The following is an 11,979-nucleotide window of genomic DNA, read 5'->3' as shown; positions in this document are numbered from 1 at the left end:
TATTTTTAAGGGACTTTATCCGCCAAAAGTGAGAAGCTGAGCGGCGTACCAGTAACGATCGGGGGCGTTATGGTTGCGTGGCCTCTGTCGCTTGGCATTCGCCCCAAACCAGCGCTGACCTTTCTCAAGCGCTTTGCGTACAGCGCAACCGCAGTCTTCCTCGCGTATTTGGCAACGCAGGAAGCCGCCGTCGCTGGCGACAAAACAGTCCCCGTCGCGCTGCAGCTCCTGTGGACGCATCAGGCAATCTTCGGCGGTTACTACGTCGCGGATCGGCAGGGATTTTATGCAGCGGAAGGGTTGAATGTCCGCTTCCGCGAAAGCGCGCCCGATGCCGATCTGCTTTCGCCGGTGCTTGACGGCACCGCCCAGTTCGGCATCGCCGGCGCCGCTGAGCTGCTGATCGCGCGCGAACGCGGGAAGCCGGTTCGGGCGATTGCCACGATCTTCCGGCGCAGCCCGGTCGTCTATGTGTCGAAGGCGAGCTTGGGCATCACGCGGCCGGATGACTTTCGCGGCAGGACCATCCGGGTCGTGACGGATCCGGCGAACTTCTTCGCCATGATGACCCACGCCGGGCTGGCTCGGACGGACTATCGAATGGTGAGCCTGCCCTCCGACCCCAAGCTGTTCGCCGCCGACGCGGCGGACGTCTGGCTCATCTACATTAACGGCTTCGCCGTGACCCTGGAGCGGATGGGACAGAAGCTGAACTACATCTATCCCGATGACTACGGCGTCCATTTCTACGCCGACACGCTGTTCACCACCGATACCGTCATCGCAACCCAACCCGATCTCGTTCTGCGTTTCCTCCGGGCTTCGCTCAAAGGCTGGACCGGCGCGGTCGAAGACCCGGCCCTCGTGGGCCCGTTCGTGCGCTCGTACGATCCGCAGGCCGATGCCGACCTTGAGACGCAAAAAATGCGAGCAACCCAAGCACTGGTCAACACGGGCGAAGACCACATCGGATGGATGCGGGAGGAGCGCTGGGCGCAGATGGCCAAGGTTCTGAAGGAGCAAGGGGCATTGTCCGGCAGCTTGGCCGTGGACGACGTGTTCACCATGGCTTTCTTGCGGAATATCTACGAAGCCGGCGCGGCCATTCAGTGATCGCACGGGAGGACCGGAATGACGCGTCCCCTCTTTCGTCAGGCCTTGGGAGCGTTGGCGCTCGCCACGCCAAGTGAGCGGTCGAGCGGGCCCCGCGGCCTGATCTCGTGGGCGAGCCTGCGGCATAGCCTGACGCTTCGGGTCACGGCTGCCTATGTCCTGTTCGGCCTGGCCATCCTTGCCGGTGTCGCGACGTTCGCCTTCTACAACGGGCGGGCGGCGCTGGAGCGCACGACGATTTCCGGCCTGACGGCGCTTGCCGCCGAGAAGGAAGAAAGGATCAAGGGCTGGTTTGCGCAAAAGACCTCGGAGATAGAGACCATTGCGGTTTCGCCCTATCTCGTGACCGGCATTCCGGCCGTGTTTTCAGCAGGAAAGAACCGGGCGGAAGGCGACGCGGTCCGCGATCGGCTGAACGATTTTCTGTCCAAGGTCTGGCTGCAGACCGGGCGCGCCTTCGTTTCGCTCTATGTTCTGGACCCGGAGACGGGCAAGGTCATCGTGGCGACAAATCCGAGCGACCTCGGCAAATACCGGGAGGATCGCCCGGTCTTTCTCGAGGGCAAGAAGGCTGCCTATGTCGAAGGCCCCTATTACTCCGTGCCGGAAGGCGGGCCGTCGATCGTCTTCTCAGCACCCGTCAAGGAGGCGGACGGCAAGCTGCTCGGCGTCGTCGTCGGCCGTGCCGATATTGCCGAGCTTCAGGGGATCATCGAGCGCGATACCGAGGGACACTCGACCGACGACAATTTCATCGTCAATGACGCGGGCCTCTACGTCACCCAGCCGCGCTACATCCTCGACCAGGTCACGCTGCGCTTCGGGACCCAGTCGCCCTATCTCAGGCAATGCCTGGCGGGCGACAGCGGCGTAGCACTCACCGACGATTACCGGGCGGTGCCGGTCATCGCGATCTATCGCTGGATCCCGACGCGCCGTTTCTGCCTGATCGCCAAGGTCGACCAGGCGGAAGCGTTGGAGCCGATCCTCACATTCCGGAACTCGATCCTGCTGCTTGGCTTGCTGGGGCTCGTCATCGCATCCGTCATCGCGGTCGGCCTGGCACGCTCGATCACGCGTCCGATCAAGGAACTCCAGGCCGGCGTGGAGCGTCTCGGCCGAGGCGAACGCGACGTCCATCTGCGCGAGCGATCGCAGGACGAGCTGGGGCTGCTCGCCCGTGAGTTCAACCATATGGCGGGCGCCCTCGCCGCCCAGGAGATCGAGCTCCGGGAGCAGGCGCAAGCGCTTCAGGTGGTGAATGCGAAATTGACGGGGACCAATGCGGAACTGGAAAGCGAGAACATCGAGCGCCGGCGGGCCGAAAGCGAGGTTCGCACCCTCAATGACGAGTTGGAGCGGCGCGTTCTGGCACGGACCACCGAGTTGGCGACGGTCAACCACGAGCTCGAGGCGTTCGTCTATTCGGTCTCCCACGACCTCCGTGCGCCGCTTCGGCACATGGACGGCTTCAGCCAAGCCCTGGTCGAGGATTACGGCGACAAGCTCGACGACGGGGCGAAGAACTTCCTCTCCCGGATCCGCAACGCCAGCGTCCGCATGGGGCGGCTGATCGACGACCTGCTCGAGCTGTCGCGCGTGTCGCGCGGCCAGTTCGAGCACGCAGACGTCGATCTCTCCGCCATTGCGCAGCAGATCGTCGACACATTGCGGCAGGGCGAGCCGGCGCGCACGGTCGCCGTCGACATCGCGCCGGGGGCGATGGCGTGGGCGAGCGGCCGTCTCATGGCGGTGGCACTCGAAAACCTGCTCGGCAACGCGTGGAAGTTCACGGCCAAGAACCCGGCGGCCAGGATCTCGTTCGGCATCGCGGAGCAGCGGGGGCGGCCGGCCTACTTCGTGCGCGACAACGGCGTCGGCTTCGACATGGCCTATGTCCACAAGCTGTTCGCGCCGTTCCAGCGGCTGCACCGGAACGAGGAGTTCGAGGGCACGGGCATCGGCCTCGCGACGGTTTCGCGCATCATTCACCGCCATGGCGGCGAGGTCTGGATCGAAGCCGCCGTCGGACAAGGCACGACGGTTTACTTCACGCTTTCGGGGCGCACGGGAGAGGCATGATGCAAAACGGCACTATCCTGCTGGTCGAGGACAGCCCGGACGACGAGGCGCTCATCCTGAGAGCGCTCCACAAGGCCAACGTGACGAACAAGATCGATATCGTCCGCGATGGGGCGGAAGCGCTCGACTATATCTTCGGGACTGGCGCGTACGAGGGGCGCGGTGTCACCCATCCGACGGTGACCCTGCTCGACCTGAAGCTGCCGAAAGTCGATGGGCTCGAGGTCCTGAAGCGGCTTCGCGAGGATGCCAGGACGAAGCAGCATCCAGTCGTCATGCTGACCTCGTCGAACGAGCAGGAGGACATGATCCGCAGCTACAGCCTCGGCGTGAACAGCTATGTTCGAAAGCCGATCGAGTTCGGGCAATTCACCCAGACGGTTGCCGAACTCGGTCTCTATTGGCTCCTGCTGAACCAGGTTCCCGCCCATATGCGGTGATGCAACGGTTGACCTTACCGAGGCGGCGAGAATGACGATCGGGCTGAACGTTCTGATCATCGACGATTCCTTTGATGACGCGGAACTTATCTGCCGCGAACTTCGACGCGGCGGCTACGAGCCGAGCTTTTTCCGCGTGGATACGGCCGAGGATCTGACCGCAGCACTCGACCGCCAGGGGTGGGACATCATACTGGCCGACTACACGATGCCCCGGTTCAGCGGTCTCGACGCGCTGGCCCTGGTGCGCAGCCGCGACGACGACGTGCCTTTCATCTTCGTGTCGGACACGATCGGCGAGGATACGGCCGTCGCGGCGATGACGGGCGGGGCGCAGGATTACCTGGCCAAACGCAACCTCAAGCGGCTCATTCCCGCGGTCGGGCGGGAGCTGCAGGAAACCCGCGTGCGCCGCGACCGCGCGCAAGCCGTGATCGAGCGCCGCGCCGCCGAGGCGGCGAACGAGGCCAAATCTCGGTTTCTAGCGACGCTGACCCATGAGCTGCGCACGCCGCTTACCGGCATCATCGGCTTTGCCGAGCTGATGCTGCGCAAGGATTTCGACCCGGCGGAACTCAAGCGTTTTCTCGAACTCCAGCGGGACGCGGCACGCGCGCTGCTCGCTCTCGTCAATGACATTCTCGACTTCTCGAAAATCGAGGCCGGCAAGCTCGACCTCGAGATCGTGCCGTTCGATCTGCATGCCGCGATATCCGGCTGCGAAGCCTTGGCAGCCTATGCCGCGAACGCCAAGGACCTGGAATTGCGCGTCGTCATCGACGAGGCGGTACCACGCCATGTGCTGGGCGATTCGACGCGCTTGCGTCAGGTGATCCTCAATCTGCTGAACAACGCCGTGAAATTCACGAACACCGGCAGCATCGCCTTGGCCGTCGACGCGGCGAACGCGCCGACAGACGCGCACCGCATCCATTTCTCGGTGACCGATACCGGCATCGGTATCCCGGCCGATCGGCTCGGACGCCTGTTTCAGGAGTTCAGCCAGGTCGACGATTCGACCAGCCGCAGGTTCGGCGGCTCCGGGCTCGGCCTTGCCATCTGCAGGCGCCTGATCGAGCTCATGGATGGCGAGATCGGTGTTCACAGCACCGAGGGACGCGGCAGCGAGTTCTGGTTCGAACTGCCGCTGACGGCCGTCGAGAAGCCGGACGAGGCGATGGCTGCGCCGGTCGTTGCCGCTCGACCGCAGCGAATTCTCCTGGCGGAAGACACGAAGGCGACCCAGGTTCTCGTTACCGCAGTCCTCGAAACAGCCGGCCATCAGATCAAACTCGCGGAAGACGGCGCCGCCGCGGCCCGTGCCGCGACGGCTGGCGCCTTCGATCTCATCATCATGGATCTGCAAATGCCGGTCATGGACGGGCTCGAGGCGACCCGCCTGATCAGAGCGGCCGAAGCTGGCCGCCGGCGCGTTCCAATCATCGCCCTGACGGCGAACGCGACGAGCCGAGAGCTCGAACGCTGCCGGGAAGCAGGCATGGATGTTTTCCTGACCAAGCCGATCGACCTGGATCTGCTGCTGGCGACGATCACGCGCCTCGGCGGTGCCAGTAGCTAGCTCCCGCAGATCGGCGCGATCGGCCAGCGGCGCTCACATCTGCTCGAGATACTCCGCCGGATCGACCACCGCATCGATGACGGTGAAGCGCCGGCGGGCGACCGCTGCGTCGAGTGCTGCCTCGAAGTCCGCGAGATTGTCGACCCGGACGCCCTCACCGCCCATGCCGCGGGCAATGTCGGCGAAGCGCGGCGAGCGGAAATCGACCGCCTGCGGTGCCATCTGCATCTTGGCCTGCTTCAGCTTGATCAGGCTCAAGGCGTCATCGTTCAGCACCACGACGACGAGCGGCAAGTCGAGTTCAGCCGCGAGCGCCAGGTCGCCGAGGCTCATCAGCATGCAGCCGTCGCCCACCAGCGCCACGACCGTCTTGTCCGGCCGGGCCAACTGCGCGCCGATCGCCGCGGGCACCGCATAGCCCATGCAGCAGAGCCCGTTCGACTGCAGCATCTGGCCGGGCGTGACACAGTCGACCGCATGGCTCGCCAGGATGCGATGGGCGCCGACGTCGACAGTCATGAGCCAGTCCGGCCGGACTCGGTCGCTCACCGCCTTGAACAGGCCGGCCGGGCTAATGGCGCCCACGGGATCGCGCGGCCGGACGATCGCCGCGACCTCGGCGCGATGGGCCGCGACATGGCCCGTCGCCCGCCGCGTCGCTGTCGCGGGCGTCAGCTGCCCTAGCACGGTCGGCAGGTCGCCGAACGCCTCCTCGCCCATCGGGAAGACGCGATGGTCGAGCGAGCCCCAGTCGAGCGAGATCACACGGCGCTCCACGCCCCAAGCGTCGAGCCAGGCGTCGCGCAGCTCGATCGGGTCGAACCCGACCAGGACCAGGAGATCGGCCGCATCGACCTGCTTCAGGTTGACCGCATCCACGATCGGGCTGAGGCCGACCGCGCCCAGCGACAGCGGATGCTTGTCCGACACGACGCCCTTCGCCTTGTAGGTCGCGAAGAACGGCAGCTGACGGGCGTCGACAAAGGCCTCCAGCGCCTCGGGCACGCCCTGGCGCAGCGCGCCGCGGCCGATCAGCACCAGCGGCCGGGCGGCTTCATCGATGAGCTTGTTCAGGCGTGCCGCCTCGTCGGCGGTGAGGGCGATGCGCGGGCGCTTTGGCGGCTGCGGGATCACCGCCGGCTTCGCTGCCTGGCGATTGACGTCGGCCGGGATGTTCAGCATCGCCGGTCCGGCCGGATAGGCCAACGCCACGTCGAGCGCCTTCGCCGTCTGCTGCGCGGCGCGCTGGCCGTTGAGGTCAGCCGCGTATTTCACCACCGGCTTCGCGAGCGCTACATGGTCGAACACCTGGTGCGTATAGATGTCGGCCTGGGGCTTTGCCACCTCACCGGTCAGCACCAGGAGCGCCGAGCGCTCCATAAGCGCACCGGCCAGGCCCGAGATCGCGTTGGCGAGGCCGGGCCCGAGCGCCGGGATGAGCGCCACCGGCCGCTCCGTCACCTGCCAGATCGCATCGGCGATGAAGGCGGCCGACGGCTCGCTCTTGGCCAGCACGAAGCGGATGCCCTGGTCCTCGCAGGCGCGGATCGTCTCCAGCACGTCGTTGCCCGGAATGCCGACGGCGAACGCGCCGCCATAGGCCTTGAGCGTGGCAGCGATCTGGTCGGCAACCTTGGCAGCCGTGGCGGGTGCGGTCTCGTGCGCGGTCATGGTGATCCTGTATGCTGCATGCGAGGCGCACTCTCCGACCCGATCGGGCGGCCGTCAACCGGCCCTGCGGTCACAATCGGGCGAGCGGGTGCCCGAGGGAGGATCGAGCGCGATGACCATGGCCCCCGCCCCGTTCGAGACCCACGAGGTATTGAACCAGCCGCCACCGCTCGTCGACTACGACCTGTTCGCCACCGACCGCGCGCTCAAGGAAGCGGTCGTGCGCGAGGGCGCCGACTGGGCCTTGAACGAGCTCGGTGACTTCGGCCGGCGGCTCGGACGGGCCGAGACGATCGAGGCCGGCCGGCTCGCCAACGCCTATCCGCCCGTGCCGCGGCTGTTCGACCGCTACGGCCGGCGCATCGACGAGGTCGAGTTCCATCCGGCCTGGCATGAGCTCATGGCGCTTGCGATCGGCGAAGGGCTGCATACGCGCCCCTGGGCTGAGCCTAAGCCCGGCGCCCATGTCGCCCGCGCCGCGGGCGTCATCCTGATGGTCCAGGTCGAGGCCGGCGTGCAATGCCCCACGACCATGACCTACGGCGTCGTGCCGGCGTTGAAGAAGGCGCCGGCGCTCGCCGCCGAATGGCTGCCGCGGCTCTATTCCCGCCAATACGACAAACGGATCATCCCGGCGCCGCAGAAGACCGGCGCGCTCATGGGCATGGGCATGACCGAGAAGCAGGGCGGCTCGGACCTGCGTGCCAATATGACGCGCGCCACGCCGCTCGACGGCGGCGGGCCGGGCACGGCCTATCGGCTCGACGGCCACAAATGGTTCTTCTCGGCCCCGCAATGCGACGCATTCCTGGTGCTGGCCCAGGCGCCGGGTGGCTTGAGCTGCTTCTTCCTGCCGCGCTTCCTGGCCGACGGCAGCCGCAACGCGGTGCATATCCAGCGCTTGAAGGACAAGCTCGGCAACAAGTCGAACGCGTCGAGCGAGGTCGAATTCCACGGCGCCATCGCCTGGCTCGTCGGCGAGGAAGGCCGCGGCGTGCCGACCATCATCGAGATGGGGAATTATACGCGGCTCGACTGCGCGCTGGGCTCGACCGGCCTCATGCGCCAGGCGGTGGCGCAGGCGACCCATCATGCAGCGCACCGCAGTGCCTTCCAGAAGCGGCTCATCGACCAGCCGCTGATGACCAACGTGCTGGCCGACCTCGCGATCGAGAGCGAGGCTGCAACCGCGCTGGTCCTCAGGCTCGCGCGCGCCTACGACCGGCAGGACGACCCGGCCGAGACGGCGTTCCGCCGCATGCTGACGCCGGCCGCGAAATACTGGATCTGCAAGCGGGGTCCGGCACTCGGTGCCGAGGCGATGGAGGTGCTGGGCGGCAACGGCTATGTCGAGGAAGCGATCATGGGTCGGCTCTATCGCGAGCTGCCCTTGAACTCGATCTGGGAGGGTTCCGGCAACGTCATGTGCCTCGACGTCCTGCGCGCCCTCGCCAAGACGCCCGAGGCACTCGACCTGGTGCTGGCCGAGATCCGCACCGCCCAGGGTGCCGACCGCCGGCTCGACGCCCATGTCCAGGCGCTGACGGACGAAGTGGCGCGCGACGGGTTCCAGGAAAGCCGGGCGCGCCATCTGGTCGAGAAGCTGGTGCTGGCGCTGCAAGGCGCCCTCCTCATCCGCTTCTCGGACGCGGCCGTCGCCGACGGCTTCTGCGCCTCACGCCTCGGCAGCGGTCAAGCCGGCGCGTTCGGGACTCTGCCCTCCGGCATCGACCTGCGCGCGATCGCCGAGCGCGCCCGGCCCCAGATCTGAAGCCAGTGCGGTAAGCGATTGTCAGATACGGGCGCCGACCACCGCCAGGACGAGGCGGCCGGTCCAGGTGAAGAACGCCGGATCGACCGCCTCGCCGATCGCGAAGGCAGACCAGAGGACCGCCAGGACGGCGGTCGCCCGAACCAGGTGGGCCATGGTCAGTTCGGCGCGTTAGCCGGCGCGGGGGCGTCGTCCATGGGCGGATGGTGCGGCCCGCACCCGGGACCCTGGGGACCGGGCTCATGCATCATGTCGCCCACCAGATGATCGGCGATCTCCCTCTGCTTTGCCGTCAGGCTGCCGTAAAGCTCCTCGACCGCCGGCGTGATCTGCCTCAGCTGCTCGAGCCGCGCGGTCTCGATCTGCTCCATGCGGTGCAAATGGTCCGGCAGGGTCTTCGGCGCCGGCTGCGCGACCACGCTGGCGCAAACCTGCTTCATCGGGGCCGCGGCGGCCTTTACCGTGCCGGCGAACTTCGTCCAGGCCGGGCGCTCGGCATCAGTGATGCCGAGCCGCACCTCGGCGTAGGCGAGCATGCCGGCCTGACGCGCTTCCATGGTGTCGCACATCCGGGCGAAATGCACCGCCGGGTCGAACCCGGCGCGCTCGCCCAGACTCGTGCGCTGCACGCCCGTATGCTGCTGGGCGTGCGCCCGCTCCGCAACGCCGAGGCCGAGCGCGAGGGCAAAGCCGCCGACGAATGCCGCCACCTTGAGCATGCGGCCGCCGTTCTTGAAGTTCGATGCCATCCACCCCTCCGTACGCCCGCAATCGATCGTGGGCCGGGGTTTGTTCTAATCGGTCCGGATATCGGGAGAATGACTGGCACGCCGGTTTTTGTAACACTTCGTTTCAACCGCCAACCCAGGTTACCAGCCGTTACCCGATGGCCGGCGACAGGAACGCGGTATCCCATGCTACGGTGCCCCCGCCATGGAACGCACGCCCCACATCCTGGTCGTCGATGACGACCGCGAGATCTGCTCCCTCGTCTCCCAATTCCTCAGCAAACACGGCCTGCGCATCACCACTGCTCGCGACGGGGCAGAGATGATGCGGATTCTCGAGGTCTCGCGCATCGATCTCGTCGTGCTCGACCTCATGCTGCCGGGCGAAGACGGCTTGAGCCTCTGCCGCAAGCTGCGCGCCCAGGGCACGATCCCCGTCATCATGCTGACGGCGATGGGCGAGGAGATCGACCGCATCCTGGGGCTCGAGATGGGCGCCGACGATTACCTCGCGAAGCCGTTCAACCCGCGCGAGCTGCTGGCGCGGGTCCGGGCCGTGCTGCGTCGCGTCGGCGCCCTGCCCGCGCTCGCGGTCGAGGTCGCGACCGGCGGCCGCGTGCTGGCGTTCGACGGCTGGCGCCTCGACCTCGCCAAGCGCGAGCTTAGGAACAGCGCGGGCGAGCTCGTGCAGCTGTCGAGCGGCGAGTTCGACCTGATGCAGGCCTTCGCGGAACGGCCGCAGCGGGTGCTGACGCGCGACCAGCTGCTCGACCTTGCCCGCGGCCGGGCCGCCGTGCTCTACGACCGCAGCGTCGACATCCAGGTGATGCGGCTCCGGCGCAAGATCGAGCGCAATCCCAAGGACCCGCAATTGATCAAGACGGTGCGCAGCGGCGGCTACATGTTCACCCCGGCCGTCCAGGTCATTGGCCAGGATTGATAGGCCAACACTGATGCGCCGGCTCCTCGCCCGCTTCGCCTTCGACAGCCTGTTCGCCCACGTCGCCCTGATCCTGCTCGTCAACTTGATCCTGGTGCAGGCCGTGGCGATCGGCCTCATCGATCTCGAGATCGAGGCGTTCGACTTCGGCCTGCAGCGCCTGCCCGAGCGCGTCGCCTCGGTGATCAAGCAGCTGGATGCGGCACCGGCCGATCAGTGCGTCGCCGCCGGCGCCGCACTGTCGCGCGACATCGTGACGGTGACGGTACGCAACACGCCGATGCCGACGGAGACGGGACCGCGGGGCCCCGCAGCGCGCATCCCACTCGACACGCACCTCGTCCGCACCCAGGGCTTCTCGCCGCTCAACGAACTGTCGTTCTATCTGAAGCTCCATCTCGGCGACTATCTGCCGGACCCGTCCCGCCAGATCGTGACACTTCGCGGCCGTGGCCCGTTTCACCCCGATGGCGAGCCGCCGCCACCGCCGACCGGCCCGGATGGACGGCCGGAACCACCGCCGGATGGGCCCCCGCCGCATGATCTGGCGCAGCGTGATCTGGCATCGCACGGTCCCGGCGTCGCGCCCGACGGCCCGCCCCCAGGCGAGCCGGCCGCTGGTCCCGGTGCCGGCGAGCCGGAGCCGCGCGCTTTCCGGATGGGCCTGCATGGCCCCGAGGTGTTCGGCCATGTGGGCGTGCAGCTGCTCAACGGCTGCTGGGCCGAGATAACGCTCCACGGCCCGCCGCCCGCCTTCGGTTGGATCCGCATGCTGCTGCGCATCGGCGCGTTCGGCCTCGTCATCGTCCTGTGCTCGCTCTGGTTCGCGCGGCGGGCCGCGCGCAATCTCAGCCAGTTCTCGACCGCGGCCGACGCGGTCGGCCGTTCGGTCGACGCGCCGCTGCTGCCGGAGACCGGCCCGCGCGAGGTCAAGCTCGCGGCCAAGGCGTTCAACCGGATGCAGGAGCGCCTGCGCCGTTTCGTCAACGACCGCACCCAGATGCTGGCGGCGATTTCCCACGACCTGCGCACGCCGCTGACCCGGCTGCGGCTGCGGGCCGAGTTCGTCGAGGACGATGCCCAGCGCTCACGGATGCTCAACGACATCGCCGAGATGGAGTCGATGATCGCCGCGACGCTCGCCTTCGCCCGCGACGACGCGGTGCGCGAGCCGCGCGCGCCGCAGGACCTCGACCAGCTGCTGGACCAGCTCGCGAGCGATCTCTGCGACAGCGGCCTGCCCGTCGCCTACGAGCCGGGCGAGCCGGTCATCGTCCCCTGCAGCGCCCAAGCCATCCGCCGCGCCATCGGCAATCTGGCCGAGAACGCGGTCAAGTACGGCAACATGGCGCGGCTATCGCTCCACCGCGACGGCGATCTCGTCACCATCCTGGTTGATGACGACGGCCCGGGTATCGCGCCGGAGCTGGCCGAGCAGGTGTTCCAGCCATTCTTCCGGCTGGAAGGCTCGCGCAACCGCGATACCGGCGGCGTCGGCCTCGGCCTGTCGGTCGCCCGCACCATCATCCGCGGCCACGGCGGCGACATCACGCTGACCAATTGCCCCGAGGGCGGCCTGCGCGCGACGGTGACGCTGCCCGCGTAGCGAAAAGAGTAGGCAGGGGACGCGATCGGGTAGTTGCGCCGAGCCCGGC

10 protein-coding genes are annotated in these 11,979 nt (G+C 67.3%); 7 read left to right on the top strand and 3 right to left on the bottom strand.

Annotated elements, in window-relative coordinates; all coding sequences use genetic code 11:
• Positions 1–69: 69 nt before the first annotated feature.
• The 4 genes from IEY58_RS09250 to IEY58_RS09235 are packed head-to-tail and all read left to right on the top strand — an operon-like array spanning position 70 to position 5,214.
• A complete protein-coding gene (locus IEY58_RS09250; RefSeq protein ID WP_189044889.1) occupies positions 70–1,113 on the top strand; it encodes an ABC transporter substrate-binding protein in 1,044 nt (347 codons plus the stop codon).
• Positions 1,114–1,131: 18 nt separating this feature from the next.
• Positions 1,132–3,195, top strand: a complete 2,064-nt coding sequence (locus IEY58_RS09245) for a sensor histidine kinase (RefSeq protein WP_189044887.1) — start codon at positions 1,132–1,134, stop codon at positions 3,193–3,195.
• Positions 3,192–3,635 carry a response regulator gene (locus tag IEY58_RS09240; RefSeq protein WP_308422403.1) on the top strand — a complete coding sequence of 148 codons (444 nt, stop codon included), beginning with the start codon at positions 3,192–3,194 and terminating at the stop codon, positions 3,633–3,635. The genes IEY58_RS09245 and IEY58_RS09240 overlap by 4 nt, the downstream gene beginning before the upstream one ends.
• Positions 3,636–3,666: 31 nt before the next feature.
• On the top strand, positions 3,667–5,214 hold the full coding sequence (locus IEY58_RS09235) for a hybrid sensor histidine kinase/response regulator (RefSeq protein ID WP_189044885.1): 1,548 nt from the start codon (positions 3,667–3,669) through the stop codon (positions 5,212–5,214).
• A 33-nt stretch (positions 5,215–5,247) separates the two neighbouring features.
• Here IEY58_RS09235 and IEY58_RS09230 read toward each other — a convergent pair whose 3' ends face one another.
• Positions 5,248–6,885: a thiamine pyrophosphate-binding protein gene (locus tag IEY58_RS09230; protein WP_189044883.1), complete on the bottom strand. Its 1,638-nt coding sequence runs from the start codon at positions 6,883–6,885 to the stop codon at positions 5,248–5,250.
• Between the two features lie 112 nt (positions 6,886–6,997).
• Between IEY58_RS09230 and IEY58_RS09225 the strand changes: the two genes are divergently transcribed.
• On the top strand, positions 6,998–8,656 hold the full coding sequence (locus IEY58_RS09225) for an isovaleryl-CoA dehydrogenase (protein WP_229743602.1): 1,659 nt from the start codon (positions 6,998–7,000) through the stop codon (positions 8,654–8,656).
• Between the two features lie 21 nt (positions 8,657–8,677).
• Here IEY58_RS09225 and IEY58_RS34600 read toward each other — a convergent pair whose 3' ends face one another.
• Complete coding sequence (locus tag IEY58_RS34600; protein ID WP_268237559.1) at positions 8,678–8,812, bottom strand: hypothetical protein; 135 nt, start codon at positions 8,810–8,812, stop codon at positions 8,678–8,680.
• A gap of 2 nt (positions 8,813–8,814) precedes the next feature.
• On the bottom strand, positions 8,815–9,405 hold the full coding sequence (locus tag IEY58_RS09220; protein WP_189044881.1) for a Spy/CpxP family protein refolding chaperone: 591 nt from the start codon (positions 9,403–9,405) through the stop codon (positions 8,815–8,817).
• 184 nt (positions 9,406–9,589) lie between these two features.
• Between IEY58_RS09220 and IEY58_RS09215 the strand changes: the two genes are divergently transcribed.
• Together IEY58_RS09215 and IEY58_RS09210 are read left to right on the top strand one after the other, a co-directional pair.
• Entirely contained in the window at positions 9,590–10,324 is a 735-nt protein-coding gene (locus tag IEY58_RS09215; RefSeq protein ID WP_189044879.1) for a response regulator, read from the top strand.
• A gap of 13 nt (positions 10,325–10,337) precedes the next feature.
• Positions 10,338–11,930 carry an ATP-binding protein gene (locus IEY58_RS09210; protein ID WP_229743601.1) on the top strand — a complete coding sequence of 531 codons (1,593 nt, stop codon included), beginning with the start codon at positions 10,338–10,340 and terminating at the stop codon, positions 11,928–11,930.
• Positions 11,931–11,979: the final 49 nt, after the last annotated feature.

Origin of the sequence: Aliidongia dinghuensis, assembly GCF_014643535.1 — a bacterium.
Lineage (GTDB): Bacteria > Pseudomonadota > Alphaproteobacteria > ATCC43930 > CGMCC-115725 > Aliidongia > Aliidongia dinghuensis.
The sequence above is the reverse complement of the archived record's forward strand: the minus strand, read 5'-3'. Positions and strand labels throughout refer to the sequence as shown.

Bases quoted from the DNA above. Each gene is read 5' to 3' on its own strand.
- IEY58_RS09250 (WP_189044889.1), top strand. From the start codon at position 70: ATGGTTGCGTGGCCTCTGTCGCTTGGCATTCGCCCCAAACCAGCGCTG.
- IEY58_RS09245 (WP_189044887.1), top strand. From the start codon at position 1,132: ATGACGCGTCCCCTCTTTCGTCAGGCCTTGGGAGCGTTGGCGCTCGCC.
- IEY58_RS09240 (WP_308422403.1), top strand. From the start codon at position 3,192: ATGATGCAAAACGGCACTATCCTGCTGGTCGAGGACAGCCCGGACGAC.
- IEY58_RS09235 (WP_189044885.1), top strand. From the start codon at position 3,667: ATGACGATCGGGCTGAACGTTCTGATCATCGACGATTCCTTTGATGAC.
- IEY58_RS09230 (WP_189044883.1), bottom strand. From the start codon at position 6,885: ATGACCGCGCACGAGACCGCACCCGCCACGGCTGCCAAGGTTGCCGAC.
- IEY58_RS09225 (WP_229743602.1), top strand. From the start codon at position 6,998: ATGACCATGGCCCCCGCCCCGTTCGAGACCCACGAGGTATTGAACCAG.
- IEY58_RS34600 (WP_268237559.1), bottom strand. From the start codon at position 8,812: ATGGCCCACCTGGTTCGGGCGACCGCCGTCCTGGCGGTCCTCTGGTCT.
- IEY58_RS09220 (WP_189044881.1), bottom strand. From the start codon at position 9,405: ATGGCATCGAACTTCAAGAACGGCGGCCGCATGCTCAAGGTGGCGGCA.
- IEY58_RS09215 (WP_189044879.1), top strand. From the start codon at position 9,590: ATGGAACGCACGCCCCACATCCTGGTCGTCGATGACGACCGCGAGATC.
- IEY58_RS09210 (WP_229743601.1), top strand. From the start codon at position 10,338: ATGCGCCGGCTCCTCGCCCGCTTCGCCTTCGACAGCCTGTTCGCCCAC.